This is a genomic window from Streptomyces sp. DSM 116795, assembly GCF_055792905.1.
In genome coordinates this window covers 4,397,979-4,413,941 of record NZ_CM147707.1, presented here as the reverse complement: position 1 = coordinate 4,413,941, position 15,963 = coordinate 4,397,979, and the positions used below count along the sequence as shown (strand labels likewise).

Annotated in this window: 12 protein-coding genes; all 12 read right to left on the bottom strand. The window is 72.2% G+C overall.

Features of this window, described 5'->3' with window-relative positions:
* Positions 1-68 precede the first annotated feature (68 nt).
* Positions 69-1,664, bottom strand: coding sequence for a DUF6519 domain-containing protein (locus tag ACSMXX_RS19060; RefSeq protein WP_473179903.1), 1,596 nt, complete (start codon positions 1,662-1,664; stop codon positions 69-71).
* Positions 1,665-1,850: 186 nt separating this feature from the next.
* A complete protein-coding gene (locus ACSMXX_RS19055; protein ID WP_473179902.1) occupies positions 1,851-4,010 on the bottom strand; it encodes a hypothetical protein in 2,160 nt (719 codons plus the stop codon).
* The gene (locus ACSMXX_RS19050) at positions 4,007-8,026 is read right to left on the bottom strand and encodes a putative baseplate assembly protein (RefSeq protein WP_473179901.1); all 4,020 of its coding nucleotides are present in this window, start codon (positions 8,024-8,026) and stop codon (positions 4,007-4,009) included. Before ACSMXX_RS19050 ends, ACSMXX_RS19055 begins: the two co-directional genes overlap by 4 nt.
* Entirely contained in the window at positions 8,023-11,262 is a 3,240-nt protein-coding gene (locus ACSMXX_RS19045; protein ID WP_473179900.1) for a putative baseplate assembly protein, read from the bottom strand. Before ACSMXX_RS19045 ends, ACSMXX_RS19050 begins: the two co-directional genes overlap by 4 nt.
* A complete protein-coding gene (locus tag ACSMXX_RS19040) occupies positions 11,259-11,690 on the bottom strand; it encodes a GPW/gp25 family protein (RefSeq protein ID WP_473179899.1) in 432 nt (143 codons plus the stop codon). Before ACSMXX_RS19040 ends, ACSMXX_RS19045 begins: the two co-directional genes overlap by 4 nt.
* The gene (locus ACSMXX_RS19035; RefSeq protein WP_473179898.1) at positions 11,687-12,049 is read right to left on the bottom strand and encodes a hypothetical protein; all 363 of its coding nucleotides are present in this window, start codon (positions 12,047-12,049) and stop codon (positions 11,687-11,689) included. Before ACSMXX_RS19035 ends, ACSMXX_RS19040 begins: the two co-directional genes overlap by 4 nt.
* Before the next feature lie 65 nt (positions 12,050-12,114).
* Positions 12,115-12,642, bottom strand: a complete 528-nt coding sequence (locus ACSMXX_RS19030) for a phage baseplate assembly protein V (protein WP_473179897.1) — start codon at positions 12,640-12,642, stop codon at positions 12,115-12,117.
* A gap of 38 nt (positions 12,643-12,680) precedes the next feature.
* On the bottom strand, positions 12,681-13,820 hold the full coding sequence (locus tag ACSMXX_RS19025) for a hypothetical protein (protein WP_473179896.1): 1,140 nt from the start codon (positions 13,818-13,820) through the stop codon (positions 12,681-12,683).
* A complete protein-coding gene (locus tag ACSMXX_RS19020) occupies positions 13,813-14,196 on the bottom strand; it encodes a LysM peptidoglycan-binding domain-containing protein (RefSeq protein ID WP_473179895.1) in 384 nt (127 codons plus the stop codon). The genes ACSMXX_RS19025 and ACSMXX_RS19020 overlap by 8 nt, the downstream gene beginning before the upstream one ends.
* Before the next feature lie 22 nt (positions 14,197-14,218).
* Positions 14,219-14,902: a CIS tube protein gene (locus tag ACSMXX_RS19015; RefSeq protein WP_473179894.1), complete on the bottom strand. Its 684-nt coding sequence runs from the start codon at positions 14,900-14,902 to the stop codon at positions 14,219-14,221.
* A 12-nt stretch (positions 14,903-14,914) separates the two neighbouring features.
* A complete protein-coding gene (locus tag ACSMXX_RS19010) occupies positions 14,915-15,457 on the bottom strand; it encodes a DUF1877 family protein (protein ID WP_473179893.1) in 543 nt (180 codons plus the stop codon).
* Positions 15,448-15,936, bottom strand: coding sequence for a hypothetical protein (locus ACSMXX_RS19005; RefSeq protein ID WP_473179892.1), 489 nt, complete (start codon positions 15,934-15,936; stop codon positions 15,448-15,450). The genes ACSMXX_RS19010 and ACSMXX_RS19005 overlap by 10 nt, the downstream gene beginning before the upstream one ends.
* Between the last annotated feature and the right edge of the window lie 27 nt (positions 15,937-15,963).

Here is a 15,963-nt window from a genome sequence, read left to right as displayed (position 1 = left end):
GTCCTCGCAGACCACTGCGTGTCTGCTCGCTCTCACTGTGCTGCTCCTCCGTGCCGCGCCCAGGCCGTTCATACGCCGCCGGTCCCGGGGTACAGCGGAGCCGCGTCGGCCGCGGCCTGCTCCTCGGCGCGGTGCTCCTCCTCGGCCGCCTCCGCCTCCAGCGCCAGCTCCTCCTCGCTCGCGGCGGGTACGGCGGAGGCCAGCGGCTTGAAGACGTGCCGGAGGTCGGCGGCGGCCCGCTCCCCCATCACCCATGCGAGCGGCGCGTAGTGCACGGCGATGCCGGCGGGGTCCTGGAGCAGCGGACGGCGGGCCGCGTCCGCCGGCCACTCGACCTCGCCGCTCGCCGTGCGGGCGGGGATCAGCCAGTAGTCGCCCGTACGGTAGGTGCCGCCCTTCGCGAAGTAGACCTCGACGCCGTCCTCCAGCGGCAGCCAGCGGCCCTCCTCGACCGGGATGGCGCCCTCGCGCAGCCGTCCCTCGTCGCCGTGCCGCCCGCCCTGTCCACGCATCGGGGAGTGGCTGCCGGGAGCGCGGTGGTCCCAGCGGCGCAGATACGGGTTCTTGCCGGGCCGGTACGTCTCCGGCTCGGCGGACAGCCGCACCTGCCTGCCGGGCAGATCGACCTCCTCGATGCGCAGCAGCGGCGTCGCCTCGCATCGGTCGGCCGTGGCGGTGTCGGTGAACTCGACGAGGTCGCCGACGCTCAGCCCGAGCCCGCTGTCGTCGCCGAGGGTGCCCAAAGCGGCCCAGGTGCCGTCGAGTTCGTCGACGGGAAAGGTCACCGAGCCGTTCTCACGGGACCACTTGAAGCCCGCCGCGTCCGCGTCACCGCCCTGGTGGATCTCCACGCGGTAGAGCTGGTTCTCCGGGCCCCGGTAGCGGGCGTCGGGACGTACGAGGCAGGGGTCGTCGTCGGCGCCGTCGGGACGTTCGCTGCGGGCCGCGAGCCTGCCGTCCGAACTGTCCTTCTCCCGGGTCCACTTGGTGAAGGCCTGGCGGACGGCGTCCTTGCCGGGCTCGTCGTCCTCCAGCCCCAGCGCGTCGCCGGTCAGCGCCCGCACCTGCCAGATCACCTTGCGCCGGGCGGCGGTGTCGGTGGTGGCGGCGCCGAGCGCGGTCTCCCTGAGGTAGGGGTCCTCCGCGGCGGTGACGGCACGCTCCCACACCTTCAGATAGGCCAGGAACGGGAACCGTGCGGGCAGCCGGTCGCCCGGGCGCTCCGGGTCGAGGTGGGCGTCGGGCTGGTCCCAGTAGGTCCAGTGCTCCGGCGGCTTGGGCTCCTTGACGTCCTTGCCGCCCTTGCCCCCCTCGGGGCCGTCGCCGCCGGCACCGTCCTCCTTGTCCTTCTCGTCCGGTACGGGAACACCCGGCGCCGGCCGCGTGGCTTCGCACAGGATGCCGTCGACGTAGTACCGGCCCGGGCCGATCTCCAGGTCGTCCAGCTCGCCGCTGCTCCCGGCGAACCGGATATGGAAACCCGCGGCGCCGCTGGGCCCGCCGTGCTGCCCGATCAGGTCGGCCACGGTGGTGCGGCTGTGGTGCAGCTGGATGGCGGCCTGCTCGTTGGCGTCGGCGTCCAGCTGTACCCGGCCCTGCTGGGCGAGGACCGCGGAGTAGTGCCGCTGCGGCCGGAAGGTGCTGCGGGACAGATCTGCGTGCATGGAAGGAGTTCCCCCTCGGATGTGCCGTACGGAAGCGTGCAGTTCGGCGGCGGATCACCCGCCGGCCGGGCAACGGGCCCGTTGCGCCCGGCCGTTCGGGTCGCCGTCAGGCCGTTCAGGCCCTTCGGACCGTTCAGTTGTTCAGGCCGTTCAGACCGTTCAGGCCGTTCAGACCGTTCAGGCCGTTCACGTCACGAAGAAGATCCCGGCGTCCGTTCCGGCCGGGGTGTATTCGGCGAGCCGTGCCCGGAGGCCGTCGGTGCGCTGCGGCTGGTACAGGTCGTGGAACGCGCCGAGTTCACCGCCGTCGTCGGCGCCGCGCACTACGGCGTCGGGACATCCGGGCGCCAACTGCGCGTACGCGGGCGTGCCGTAGCGCTCGCTGGTGAAGACCGGCCGCAGCATCCGCGTCTCCGGACGCTCCCGGTCGGGTACGCAGCGGAACCGGCGCGGCGTGCGCGAGCCGTGCGGAACGTAGCTGAAGCGCATGCAGCCCACCTGCCGCCGGGCCACGTTGACGGGGCCGGTGAAGATGCTGTTCTCCGCGATCTGCACGGCGTGCGTGTGCACTTCGCCGATGACGGTGGTGCGGTGCGCGTGCAGTACGGCGTGCGCGTGCCGGCAGTCGGGAGCGGAGAGCGCCTCCCGATCGTGGCCCGTGGCGTCGAGGACGCTGTCGCGCAGGTGCAGCGGCAGCGGGTCGGTGCCGACCTCGTCGCCGACGACTTCGATCGTGCCGAGGATGCTGCGGTCGATCTCCACGCAGGCCGAGGTGGATTCGAGGACGAGGCTCGCTTCCTGCGGCGAGTGCGGGCGGCAGTCCTCCTCCAGGCTCCAGCCCGGTACGAGGGTGCAGTGCCGCAGCACTACGGCGTCGACCGGCCCGGCCACATGGATGCCGCGGCCGGTGACCAGCAGTCCGTCCAGCACCACCCGCGGCTCCTCGCCGGGCGCGCAATCCCCTTCCGCCGCACGGATGTTGAGCGCGTCGGGCCGGTTGCTGTACCAGTCCAGCAGCCGGACGACGGGACGGGTGCCCTCTGCGGCGCGGAGCTGGAGCCGGTCGCCGGGTTCCAGGTCGAAGTCGAGCTGTTCCTGGAAGGCTCCCCCGGCCAGTTCGATGACGCCCTCGCCCGGGCAGCTGCCGTTGCCGCGGTCCTCGCGCCACTGGGCGTACGCGTCCGTGATCCGCTGGTGGCGCTCGCCGGGGCCGACCCGGTAGACGGTCGCGCCCGGCGTCTGCGGGCGGTCGCGGACGTACTCGCCGCCGCCCGTCTCGTCGGAGAACGCGTAGTGGTAGGTGACCCATACGCCCTGCTTGGGCGCCGACCGGGAGCCGAAGGCCATCCGGCCCAGCTCCGGGTCGACGGCGATCTGCCCGCGCCGCGGGCGGTAGCGCCACTCCGACAGGTCGGCGACGACGATGTTCTCCATCGGCACCGGTTCGTCCTGCCCGTCCCGCCAGACGGTGAAGCTCTTGCCGGGGCCGTAGTAGTCCGCGAGCCGTTCGGCGAGGCGGCGGCGTCCGATGGCGTCGGGCAGGTTGTCCATCGTGGCGATGTGCGCGGCGTGCGGCTCCGGTTCGGGCCGGGTCACCAGCGGGGTGTCGTTGCCGAGGACGGAGAACGTGAACAGGTTCCGGGCGCGGTCGATGCAGTAGGCCGGTGCCCGCGTGACGGAGTACGGGCGCAGCCGCCACACGTACAGACCGACGCCCGCCGGGGTGTGGCCGCCCTGCCGGTGCCGGGACTCCGCGCGTCGCACGTCGGCCGTACGGGCGAGCGAGCCGAACGGGCCTGCCGCGAGGTCGAGTTGCGCGCTGTCGCGGAGGTCGGCGAGCCTGCCGCGGCCGGCCCTTCGCACGTCGGCGGCGGGAGTGGCCGCGCCGAAGAGCCGCACGGGCTGGTGGTGGGCGAGCTGCCGCGAGAGCTCCACGGCCCGCGAGGGCCAGCCGGCGACGCCTTCCGCGAGCTCCTCCAGCAGCGGAAGGGTGCCCTTGCGGCGCCGGTTGGCGACGGTGGCGGCGACGTCCCGCCGCGGTGAGAGGGCTTCGGCGAGCCGCCGGCGCGAGGCGTCGGCCAGGCCGTCCGGGCTTCCGGAGGCGAGCACGCGCTCGTATCCGGGGAGCGGACGGTGGCCGACGAGGTCGCCCAGGTACGGGAGCGCCCACTCGTCCGCGGTCTCCACGAACCAGTCGTCGTAGCCCTGTTCGATCTGGCTGCGTATCCGGTCGGACTGTTCGGCGATGACCGCGAGCAGGGCGCGCAGCGGCTCCCCATGCTCGGCGTCCCGCAGGCGGTGCCACTGCGGGAGCAGGTCGGCGAGGTGGTCCGGCTGCCTGGTCACTGGAGGGCCTCCGTCAGGACGAGCGTGTCGGCGGTCTTCTCCGGCAGCAGCACGAACTGGGCCGGCCGTATACCGCGGAAGACGCACACCGAGCGGCCGCGCGGCAGCCGCCGGGTGTCGGTGATGTCGGGGTTGAGCCGCAGCAGTTCCTCCAGCGGGATCCCGCGCTCGGCGGCGACGTGGCTCAGTGTCTCGCCGTCGGGCGCGGTGACGCGGTGGAACTGCTCGTCGTACGCGGCCTGCCGGGCCGGCACGGTGCGCGGCGGGCCCGGCAGGGTCAGCCGCTCGACGATCTGCTGCGGCGTGCTGCCGGCGGGCACTCCGGTGAAGACGTCGAGGTCCACCCAGTCCACGCCGGGCACGGTGTGCGCGGCGGCCAGGGCGTCCGAGGGCATGGCCGGTACGGCCAAGTCGCGCCCGTGATAGCCCAGTTCGTGCTCCAGGGCCCGGCGCAGCCGCGGTTCGACGTGCTGCCATGAGTGGTCGCGGGCGACCTTCACCTTCGCGGCGACGACCAGCAGCACGCGCTCGCGTACGCCGACGCGCACGGGCAGCCGGGCGTCGCCGTACGTGGCGAGGGCAGAGCGCAGGGCGCGCAGCGTGCGGGAGTCCGGCTCCAGCGGGATGTCGTCGTCGCCGGTGACGGTCAGATGGAGCAACCGCCGCCTGCCGTCGGTGACTTCGCGGGCGACGGCCCTGCCGATGCCGGCGCGGGAGCGTGCGAAGTCCTCGTAGTCCTGCGTGGAGACGAGCCGGTCGAGCGCGGAGACGGCGAGCGGTATCCGGCGACGGCCCGCGGGGAGCCGCCCCGGCCTGCGGGACGGCGCGGCGTGCGCGGGCCCGTCGGGGTCGGCGCCGCCGGTGGCTGGCACGGGGTTGGTGACCCCGGTGACGCCGAGCGGGCGGGTGACGGGCTGGGTGATGCGCCGGGCCGGGACATTCGCTTCCGCGCCGGTGCCGAACCGGTAGCGGGCGCGGACGTTCTCGTGCCCGGACGGCAGCCGCGCGCCGTGCACGCCGTCGCCGAAGGTGACCGTCGTACGGCCGTCGCCCGCCGTGCCGGTGACGTACACGCGCTCGGTGGGGCCACGGCCCGCGAGGCTGTCGACGGCATGCCACAGCAGCCCGTCGACCCGGACCTCCAGGGTGGGACGGGCGCCCAGCGGACCGGCGTCGGGCAGCCAGGTCAGCGGCGCCTGCCAGAGCGCGAACGTCTGGTGTGTGCGGCCCGCGTCGCCGCTTCCGACGGCCTCCTCGCGGCTCTCGCCGTGCGTGGCCGACACGACGTTGCCGAGGACGCGTACGGTGTCGCGGCGGTAGCGGTGGTCGAGGTCCCCGGTGAGGGTCAGGACCGTGTGCACGTGGTCGCCCGGCAGTCGCGGATCGAGATGCTGCTCGGCGCGGGCGACGACGGCGAGTTCGGTGCCGTGGACGCCCGACGTGTGCGGCACGTCGCTGCGTTCGCCGCTGACGGCGATGGTGCGGCCGGGGCGAATCCCTTCGTGGAGCCGGTCGAGGACGATCTCGTTGCCGTGCACGTCGTCCTCCAACGGCTCGTCGGCGAGGCGCAGTTCGACGCCCGCCGCGTGCACGGTGGTGTCCCGGATGTGGGAGAGCAGCACGTCGTGCTCGTCGAGCCAGGGGTCGGCGAGGGTGACTTCGGTGCCGCGCCCGGTAATGCCGTAGTCCGCGTAGGAGGCCGTACGCACGGCGGTGACCCGGGTGTTGACGAAGGCGAGCTTCCGGTCGCCGGGCACTCCGCCCTCCGCGCCCTTGCGGGGTCTGCGGATCGCGATGCGGCTCCCGGGCTCGATGCTCTCGTGCACTCCGTCCAGCCTGAGGACGGTGCGGCCTTCGGGGTCCGGCACCGTGGCGAGGACGACTTCGACGGCGGACGGCTCGCTGCGGGTTGTGTAGCGGGCGGTGATCTCGATGTCGCCCTGCCGCTGCCGCTGCTCCTCGCCGGGCTTCAGCAGCCAGCCCGCCGTGTCGCCGTTGTGCACGGCCACCTGGACGGAACCGTCCTCGCCGGGACGGGAGATGAACACGGTGCGCTCGGGCAGGCCGGGCAGCAGCCGTACCGTGACGCCCGGTTCCTGCGACGTCTCGGGCCGCCGGTTCAGCCAGCCGAGGCCGTGGTCCTGACCGCTGCGCGAGTGCAGCTCGACGCGGCCGGGGCCGAGCGTGAACGTGGTGTCGGCGGGCAGCGCCTCGGTGCGCTGCCGCGAGATGTCGTAGCGCGCATAGCCGAACTCGGCGCGCTGCGGCACCTTTCCCGCGGTGTCGAACTCAATGCGGATGCCCGTCAGTTCGGCCCCGCTCAACGGCCAGTCGGTCTGCTGCACGACCCGGCCCGACCCGTCCTGTACGGGCTTGAGCGGAGCCGTGGAGCCGAACGGGGCGGCGGTGACCCGCATCGCCAGCAGCTCCCGCAGCGCGTCCGGCACGGACGGCGCGGAGGTGGCGGCGGGCCGGGCGCGCTGCCAGGCCCCGTACAACTCCTTGCCCGCGGCCGGGTCCAGAGCGCTCAGCAGTCCTGCGGCGAGACCGGCACCGGCGAGCTGTCCCTGGCCGGCTCCGGGCCCCGGGGCGCGCGGCCCGCGGCCCGTACGGCCGGTGGAGCCGAGCGCGGGCAGCACCGAGCCGAGCACCCGCAGTGCGGGCGTGCCGTCACCGGACGACGGCGCAGCCGATCCGGATGCGGCGGATGCGGATGCGGATGCTGATGCTGATGCTGATGCTGATGCGGGCAACGGTCCGTCGGTGCCGACGGAGCCCAACTCGGCGGCACGCTCGCACAGTTCACCGGTCATCGCGGCGAGGCTGCCGAACCACGCGGCGGGCTCCTCATACGGCGCTGCCAGTGCCTGGGCCTCGGCGAGGCGTTCGCGGGGCGCGGCGAGCCGGCGTATGAACTTCCCAGGGGTGGTGAGCTGTTCGAGGTCCGCACGGAGCGGGGCGAGGACCTGCTCGTCGAACTCCTCGATCAGCTTGCTCGCGGGTCGCGGGTTGGGCGCGGGCCTCGCCCCGGTCTGATCGCCGCCCGGCGCGTCCTCGCCGCGGGGTTCGTCCTCGCCGCGGGGTTCGTCCTCGCCGCCCGGCTCGTTCTCACTGCGCGGCTCGTCCTCGCCGCCGGGCTCCTCCGGTTCGGGGACGGTGATCCAGGCACGGAGGAGCTCCACCAGCTCGTGCAGGGTCGGCGGAGCCGAGCGCGGCAAGCGGATCGCGGTGAAGTCCTCGTCGCGGTCGATGCGGGTGTCCGCCACGGAGAGCAGCCGGTGTTCGCCTCCGCCGAAGACGAAGAGCAGCTTGTCGCCCTTCTTCAGCGGTTGCGCCGTTCCCGCGACGTAGATCTCGGAGCGCTTCTCCAGATCGCCCGGGACGATCAGGGAGGGACGGCGGCGCCGCACCTTCAGCTCGTTCCACGCAGCGCGCGCGAGCAGGTCCTCGTCGGTCTCGTACGTCTGCGCCTCGTCCTCGGAGGCCGACGGCACGCTGTGGCTGCGGGAGCCGCGCGGGATGAGCACCTCGGCGTCCTCGTCCGCGCGCGGGTCGCGGTCGACGGTGTACGCGAGGTAGGTGCCCGCGGCGACTCCGGGACGCGGCCTGTGGCCGACGAGCCGGGCCAGCATCGCGAGCGAGCGGTGCTCGTCCGCCGTACGCAAGTAGCCCTCGTCGGCGATGCGTTCGGAGTGGAAGGTGAGCAGGTCGCCGAGGACCGCCCAGGCGTCGAGCAGCGCGACGGCGGGGTCGTCCGTGGTGCGCGCCGTCAGCCCGCGCAGCGCCGGATAGGCGGGTGAGGCGAGCCGGTCGAGCATGGCGGCGAGGAACGTGCCGTGCGTGCCGGTCCGCAGCTCCAGCGCGGTGCGGCCCGGCGGGTTGTACAGGGCGGCCGGGGCGCGGGTCTCGTCGTGCCCTCCGCAGCCGCATCCGCAGCCAGCGCCCGAGCCCGAGCCCGAGCCCGAGCCGCGCGAACTCCCGGTGCCGGGTGAGGTGTTGTAAGGAGGGGTGCTCATCGGGTGTCACCCCCTGCGAGCGTGATCTCCAGCCTGCCGTTCTCCGGCAGCACCGGGTCGTTGTCGCACTGCGCGATCTCCAGCGGTCCGAGCCGCAGCACTCCGTCCTCCAGTTCTCCTCGGTCCTCGTGGAACTGCCTGCGCAGCCTGGTGACTTGGACACTCTCCACACCCGCGACGGCCGCCGCGGCCGCGACCAGCCGGGAGAGCCTGACCGGTTCGCCGAAGCTGAGCGCGTCCGGGTGGAAGAAGCCGAGCCCGCGTCCGCCGGGCAGCGGGCGGGGGCCGAGCACACGGTGCAGTTCCGCGAGGATCTGCCCGTGCTGGTGGCCCGGCGCCGCGCACACCGTGACCGCGATATCGAGCGGAACGGCCTGCGCCGGGCGGACGATCAGGTCGTGGCCGATCCTGCGGCGTCCCTCCAGAGCCTGCTCGACGGCTGCCAGCAGCTCCGCTCCGGGCTCGGCCGAGCCGTAGCCGTCGACTGCGACGTGCGCCTCCGACAGGCTGCCCGTCCAGCGGATCTCGGCCGCCGCGCGCTGCACGCCGCGTACCTGCGCCGCGAGGTGGGCGTAGTCGTCGGCGGTGACGGCGCGCAGCCGGCTGCGCTTGAGCGTCAGCGGCGCCAACTGCCGTACCTGGTCGACCGCTTCGGGATCCGTCCCGCCCGTGGCGGGCAGCGGATTGCGGACGCCCGCGACGGGCGGCGGCTCGGCCGCGTCCGCCGCGTCAGGGTCGCGGCAGAGGACGAGGTGGCCGATCGCCTCCGCACCGACGTTGCCCGCCGGACCGCCGCCCGTGCGGTAGTGCAGGGCGAGCCTGCTGCCCGGTTCCGGCACGGCTCCGTACAGACCGTCGCCGAAGCGGAGGGCCAGGCGTCCGTCGTCCTCCAGCTCGCCGGTGAAGTGCCGGTCGTACGGGCCGCTGTCGAGCAGGTCCCGGCGCGGTTGCCACACCTCCGCACGGCGGTCATCGTCGCCTGCGTCCGCGCCGGCAGCGTCCGCCACGGCGGCCACGGCGGGGAGCGCGGAGCGCGGGTCCTGCACGGACGCCGCCGCGGGGCCGTGCAGCACCGGGTCGTCCGGGTGGAGTCCGGTCGCGTACGCGGACCCCCAGGTCTGGGCGATCTCCCAGGCGATGCGCCCGTCGAGCACCGTGCCGGCGCGTGCCCGTGCGGTGAGGACGGCCAGCCGCCGCAGCTTGGCACCGAGGTACTGCTCGCTGCCGTGCAGCAGTTCGCGCAGGGCCGCCTCCGGGTGCTCTTGCAGCGCGAGCTGTTCCAGGACGCGCAGCCCGAACAGGACGGTCAGCTCGGCGACTTCGTCGTCCGAGAGGCCGTCGTGGTCGCGGGCCGACCGCCACAGTCCGGTGAGCCGCTCCCGTACGGCCTCCGGGATGGCGGCGAGCCGCCGGGCCTGACCGCCGGCGATGTGACGGGGCTCGGGATAGGGCACGGCCTGCACGACCGGGGTGTTCTCCAGTACGGGCCGAGGACGCGGCACGATGCCCGGGTAGACGGACCGGGCGAGCAGCGTCCGCAGGGCCGCCGCCTGTCCGTGCACGGTGGCGGGGAGAACGCTCCCCCAGCCTCCGGCCGGGGGTGCCCCCACCCCCCGCAGCCCGGCGTTCTCCAGGCCGATTCCGGCGCGTGCCGTGTCCTCGGCGCCGAGGAGCGAGTACAGCTCGCGTACCGCGTCCGGGGTGAGCCGGTGGCCGTGATCGGCCTTCCGCAGCAGGGAGTTGACCAGCCGCGCGGGCGGGTTGCCGGCCTGCCGGTCCGCGCAGCCCGGCTCAGGCTCGCAGGACGGCAGCACGGCGGGCTCGGTGGGCAGCACCACCGTCTCGGGCTGCGCGCCGCCCCAGGTGAGGGAGCGGCCGTGGTCGGCGAGGACGGTGTTGCCGCGGGCCACGGTGACGTCGCCGACGGGCTCGCAGTCCGGGCCGGCGACGGTGGAGAGCACCAGCGGGAAGCCGGGCGCGTCCTCGGGCGCCCAGGTGACCTCCAGCACGGGCTGGCCCACGAGTTCGTCGACGGCCTCGGTGACGGAGGTCAGCCGCACCGGCTGCCGGTGGGCCGGGTCGGCGTCCCCGGGGGTGCCGGTGCGCGGGCCGCGTACCTCCTCCAGGACGAGCAGGTCGCCGGGGCGCAACCGGAGTGTGCGGCAGGTGTGTTCGGCGTCGGCCCACTCGTCGCGCAGGGTCGCGGAGGTGGCGCCCCTGGGCAGGAAGCACTGCTCGTCGCCCCAGGTCCACAGCCGGATCGCGTTGTGCGCGGGGTGCAGGTGCAGGGACCGGTCGCCGAGGGGTTCGAAGATCTCGGCGGCGCCGCGCTCGTCGAGGGCCGCCAGCTGGTCCTCGTCGAGGACGGTGCCGGGAGCGGGCGGCTCGTGAAGTCCCGGCGTACGCACGTCGATCGCGGCGAAGCGGTAGCTGTCCGGGGGCAGCACGAGCGGCTCGGCGACCTCCAGGGTCACGAAGGCGCGCGCGTTGCAGCCGTCGTGCATCGGGTAGTCGATGAGCCGCACGTGGCGGCGTACGGAGACGCGGCGGCGCGCCGTATCCAGGTAGGCCTCCGTCGCGACCGCGTCCTGCTGGTAGCCGATCCGGTCCGCGGTGTGGGCGAGCAGCTCGACGAGGGTGGTGCCGAGGTCGGCCGCGTGCCGCTCGCGCCAGTCGGGCGCGGTCAGCGCAAGCCGGTCGAGCACGACCTGGCGGAGCGTGTCGAAGTCGCGGGCCGTGTAGTCGATGACGGGAGCCGGTGCGCCACCGGGTGTCCCCGTGTCCTCGGGTGCGCACTCCGCGTCGTCGTCGGCGCAGTCGAAGGGCGACGGGCAGTCGGCGCCGAAGCGGAACTCGGCGCTGTGGTAGCGCTGGTCGAAGCCGGGATACGGCTCGCTGCCCGGGCGTCCACCGGGGCCCTCGGCGACGAGGGAGAGCCGGTAGTGGGACGTGTCGCCGGTGCGGTCGAGGACGACCAGCAGCCGGTCGTCGAGCTCGGGGTCGGGCTCCCGCTCGACCGTGACGCTCTCGGCGGTCAGGCCCGTGATGCGGCGTCCGCCGTCGATGCGGACGTTGCCGGGGCGGATGCCGTGCGGTGCCTTGCCGAGGAAGGTGACGGTGAGGGTGCGTCCGTCGTCGCCGACCTCGACCCCGTCCACGCCGCCGAGCCGGGCGGCACGGATCTTGCCGCGGCGGGTGTCGGTGCGGCAAGTCAGTTGTCGCTGGGGGCCGTTCATGCGGCTGCCCTCCCTTCGAAGGTGTCGTCGCGACGTGTGCCGCCGGCGCCGCCCGCCGTGCCCGCGCGGATGACATAGCGCAGCCGGACCCGCACGGTCTCCTCCTCGCTGGTGACGTCGATGCCCTCGACCTCGATCAGGTCGCCGAGCCAGCGCTGCAGCGCGCCCTGCACGGACATCTCGACGGTGGCGGCGAGTTCGGGGCTGTTGGGCGCGAACGCCAGGTCGAGCAGCCCGCATCCGAAGTCGGGGCGCATGACGCGCTCGCCGGGGCTGGTGAAGAGCAACTGCTCGATCAGGTCGCGCACATGCTCGTCGTACGGGGCGTGCGCGGTGCGGCCACGCCTGTCCGTACGGAACGGGAAGGCGATGTCCGTACGCGGCCTGCGCGTGCTCCGGTTGAACATGCCCGGGTCGTGCATGCTCATCGGCAGCTCACTCCCTGCGGTGCGTCGCCTGCGACGGGCGGACCGTGCGGCACGAGAGCGGCGGAGAAACACTGCGCGGCCGTCGTGCTCAGCAGCACCGGCCGTCCGCCGGCGAGGATCCGGGCGCCGCCTCCCGTGTCCGCGGTGAACCGGACCGTCGTGCACGGCTGGGGGCGTCCGCCTTCGGTGTGGGGACAGCCCGTCACCGTGAACATGTCCGCGGCGGTGGCCACTTGGGCTCCGGCGACGCGGACCGTTCCGCGGCTGCCCGCCTCGGCGCGGACGCTGCCGCCGTGCGGGCAGCGCAGCGCGGACGCCGTGGTGAGGGGGCTCGCTGAGCCCCCGGTGTCGTAGGACACGGTCTTTCCTCCCCCTGCGCGGCCGGCCCGCGCACTGTGCGGCAGTTGCTGTCGGACGGCACGGATCAGCGATTCCGGAACACCGTCAGCCCGCCCTCGTTGATGTCGACCTCGCTGCCGGTCACCGAAATGGACGCCCCGTGGCCGCTGTTGATGACCACGCCCTTCTCGTCGATCTGCACGTACGCACCACCCGGCGCCTTCAGCAGAATCCCCGTACCGCCCGGCACGTCCGACATGACGATCTTGTGCTTGCCCTCGGTCTCGATGACGACCGGATGGCTGCCCGGCAGCTCCTTGCGTACGTCCGGCGGCAGTTCCTCGGCCTCGCCGTACCAGCAGCCCGTCCAGACCGGGAAGCTCGGATCGCCCTGCTCGAACTCCACCCACACGCCCGAGCCGGCCTGCGGCAGCACGAACTGCCCCGCCGCCTGGCCCGTGAACGGCAGACACGGCAGTGCCCACGTCGACGCCTCGTCCCCGAGCACGTCCGGCACCTGCGCGGTGATCCTGCCGATGCGCAGCGGGTCCTCGTTGTCGACGACCCGGCCCCGGTACTTGCCGAGGAAGCGGTTGTTCTGTGCGGGTGGCATGCGGAGCGCTCCTTGGGTGGCTCGGTGGTGCTGCTGTCTCAGGGACGGACGCGGTCGCTGCGGGCGATGAGCCCCTCCCGGGACAGCGTGAAGTTCTGCCGGAAGGACCCCGGTTTGAGGTGGTGGGTGACGCTCTTGACGTAGTAGTCGCCGTCGTACGTACGTCCCGCGCCGCGCACCCCGACCAGCTCGCGCGGGCGCAGCACATAGCCGTGACGGTTGACGTCGAGGTGCCCCGAACCGGAGATCGCGTCGGCGGACGTGGCGGCACGGGCGAGGGCTTCCGCCTCCGCCTGCGCGGGGTCCTTCTTCGCCGTGCCGGAGAGGGTCTTGCGCTTCAGCGCGGGCGTGGGCCGCAGCCCGAGCGGCGGACGCAGCGGGTCGATGGGCCGCTGCGGCAGCAGCCGCGACTCCCGGTTGCGCGGGTCCTGCACCCGGGCCTGCGGCTCCTCGCGAGCGGTCCCGTCGTAGGCGAACGTCAGCTGGTCGACGGTGGATTCGGTGTCCATGTTGACGTTCAGCGCGTGCTGACGCTGCCCGAGGCGCTGTTCGGGACCCCAGTAGGCGGTGGACCGGCCGGGACGCGGGCCGGGATCGAGGTAGAAGGTGTAACCGTTCGCGCGGGCAAGGTCGTTGACGTAACTGAGGTCGGTGCCTGTCTGGTAGTCGACACGCAGTTCGCGGCGGGGCTGCTGCGGGATCTGCTCGCGGACGATGCGCGGGTCGATGCCGTAGTCGGCGTAGTGGCCGAGGATGCGGGCCACCCGCTGCGACGGGGCGAGGTTGGGGAAGCGGTCGGTGCGCTCCTCCAGGTCCATCAGCAGCGTGAGGTCCTCGCCGGTGACCGTCAACGTCGACTGGCCCGGCCGGTTGCTCGCGCCGACCTCGTGCCGCACGATCAGCCCGTCCAGCAGCACGGACGGCGTGCCCTTCACGGTGACGGTGACGATCACGCGCGTACGGGGGCTGAAGAACCCCTCGGGCAGCAGCCGCTGGATGATCGAGCCGCCCTTCGTCAGGTCGAACGCCATCTGGAATCCGCTGCGTTCGCCCGACGTCATCGTGATCTGCGCCGACAGCAGCGCGTCGGTGACCTCCGGCGGTACGGGCTTGGTCAGCTTCGGCCCCATCAGCAGCCCCAGATGGACCGGACCGCGGCCGATCGGCTCGTCAGCCATGCGGCGACCCGCTTCCCGGGAAGCCGCCCGACAGCGGGATGCGTATCTCCCGGCCCGGCTCCTCCGTCAACTCGGCAGGGTCGAAGACGGGGTTGGCGTCGGCGATGCGCCACCACTGGCCGGGGTCGCCGAAGTACCGCTGCGCGAGGTGGTCCGGCCGCTCCCCCGCGGCGACGGTGTGCACCGCGTAGTCGTCGTGCTCGGCCGACTGGGCGTCCAGGGGCGGCAGTAACCGCCGCTTGGTGTACCGCACTTCGGTGCCGTCCGGCATGCGGTGCACGCCGATCTCCGCGTCGTGGTAGCGGCTGTCACTCGGATACGGGTGCGCTCCGGGTATCCGGTCCAGCGCACTCTCGTACGGCTCGATCCCCGCCATGGTTCCTCCCCCTCAGCTTCCGTTAGCCCCTGCTCGTCCCGCTCGCGGTGAACGCACTGCCGCCGAGCCCGAGCGCGCCGATGCCGCCGCGGGGCGCGATGCCCGCCAGCCGCTCCTTCTGGGCCAGGTGCGCCATGTACAGCTCGGCACCCCGGTGCCCAGCCGGCAGATCGCTGACCGACAGCACCTTCATCCCGATGCTGAGCGCGGCCCGCATCGGATTGAGATTCACGTCGAACGCCGACTCGTTGACGGACAGCTCCGTCAGCCGCACCGGCATCACGCGCTTGCTGCCCCAGGTGAACAGCGTGAGGGGCTTCTCGATCGGACTGATCTCGATCGCCCCCTTCTTCGACAGCCTGCTGTTCTCCCTGATCTGCGCGGTCGTGGGATGCACGAGCATCTCCAGCGCGGCCAGTTGGGGATGGATCCCGTCGGGCGCCGCGATCTCCAACTGATCGGTCGAGTCGATCTCGGCCGTGAACTTCCACGTCTCCTGGGCCGGCCCCTTGAGCCGCATCGCCTCGTTCTTGTCCCCCTCGCCCTGTCCGTCACCCCCACCCCCGGCGGACTGCGGCTGCAGCGACCGCTCAAGGGTGTCGGGATTGAACTGCATCACGATCACGCGCTGCGGCGTGCCCCGCTCGGGGTCGACGATGACGATTCCCGAGCGGATGGGGCGGGGTATGTCTGCGAATCGGGTCATGACGATCTCCGTTCACTCGAAAACAATCAGAATGCCCGATCCATTTTCTGCAGCAGCCTCATGGAACTGCACTACATCCATAAACGCAGATCGCATTTTCTCTCCCCGCTCAGGATCCAGCGACCATCCATCCGGGGGGATATTCATGCTGTCCAGAAATTCCGGATCAAAGAATTCCATGAACTCATCGACAGTTATATCGGACAGGTTCTCATGATTCTCCTCCGTCTCATTCGGACTCTGGTACCGAATCGGCCCGAACTCAGATTGAACCATCGTGGGCGAGCCTCCCATGAGGACATTCTCGTAAGGACTGGCCGGGAACGTGACCCCTTTGGCCAGAGCCTCCTCCTTCGGGATCGGCGGCTCCCCGGCGAGGGTGAAATGAAACCCCGGCCAGGTGTCACGCAAGGTGATCTCCCTCAACTTCCCTTCTGCCGCAGAATCCAGAATCTCATGAACAGCTGATGGGCTCTCAAGCACGCCGGACCCTGCAACTTGCAGCGGAACCTCGACAAAGCGAACGTTCAACATGCCAGCACCAATCACAACCACGGCTCAGCCGCACAGACGGCTTCGCGAACATCCAAATACAGCGCGGCAGCCGAACGAACCGCGATAGCGAGATCATCTTTGTCAGAAAACCGCAGTGCCAACTCCTGCGAGGGAAATTCGACGGGATCGCTCCGGCCTTCATCCACCATGTCTGCCAGCATGGAGAAGGTTGCTCCCACGACCCCTGATTTCGCCCGCAGGTACGTGTGTGCTTCGAGCAGCGACCCGCGCACCTCGAAGCTCAGCGTGAGCGCATATCCGTCCCGCTGCTCCCTGTGCCGGAAAAAATTCTCCGACTTCATATAGTCGAAAGACAGAGAGATCCCGTTCAGCGCCTCGCCCAGCTCGCGCTGCCCGACGCTGTCTTCGCCCGGCGCCACGCGCCCCACGCGTTCCCGGCACAGTTCGACGTATCGTTGATCAAAGTCAATGTCACGAAGCAGATCGAGAAACCTGTCCTCGTTGTCATCGGGGTTCATTTCGACGACCTCTCCCTTCCGTCAGAC

What these genes read in the sequence shown, in the direction of transcription:
- ACSMXX_RS19040 (WP_473179899.1), bottom strand. Translation starts at nt 11,690, where the DNA reads ATGAGCATGCACGACCCGGGCATGTTCAACCGGAGCACGCGCAGGCCG.
- ACSMXX_RS19050 (WP_473179901.1), bottom strand. Translation starts at nt 8,026, where the DNA reads ATGAGCACCCCTCCTTACAACACCTCACCCGGCACCGGGAGTTCGCGC.
- ACSMXX_RS19025 (WP_473179896.1), bottom strand. Translation starts at nt 13,820, where the DNA reads ATGGCTGACGAGCCGATCGGCCGCGGTCCGGTCCATCTGGGGCTGCTG.
- ACSMXX_RS19030 (WP_473179897.1), bottom strand. Translation starts at nt 12,642, where the DNA reads ATGCCACCCGCACAGAACAACCGCTTCCTCGGCAAGTACCGGGGCCGG.
- ACSMXX_RS19020 (WP_473179895.1), bottom strand. Translation starts at nt 14,196, where the DNA reads ATGGCGGGGATCGAGCCGTACGAGAGTGCGCTGGACCGGATACCCGGA.
- ACSMXX_RS19015 (WP_473179894.1), bottom strand. Translation starts at nt 14,902, where the DNA reads ATGACCCGATTCGCAGACATACCCCGCCCCATCCGCTCGGGAATCGTC.
- ACSMXX_RS19005 (WP_473179892.1), bottom strand. Translation starts at nt 15,936, where the DNA reads ATGAACCCCGATGACAACGAGGACAGGTTTCTCGATCTGCTTCGTGAC.
- ACSMXX_RS19045 (WP_473179900.1), bottom strand. Translation starts at nt 11,262, where the DNA reads ATGAACGGCCCCCAGCGACAACTGACTTGCCGCACCGACACCCGCCGC.
- ACSMXX_RS19060 (WP_473179903.1), bottom strand. Translation starts at nt 1,664, where the DNA reads ATGCACGCAGATCTGTCCCGCAGCACCTTCCGGCCGCAGCGGCACTAC.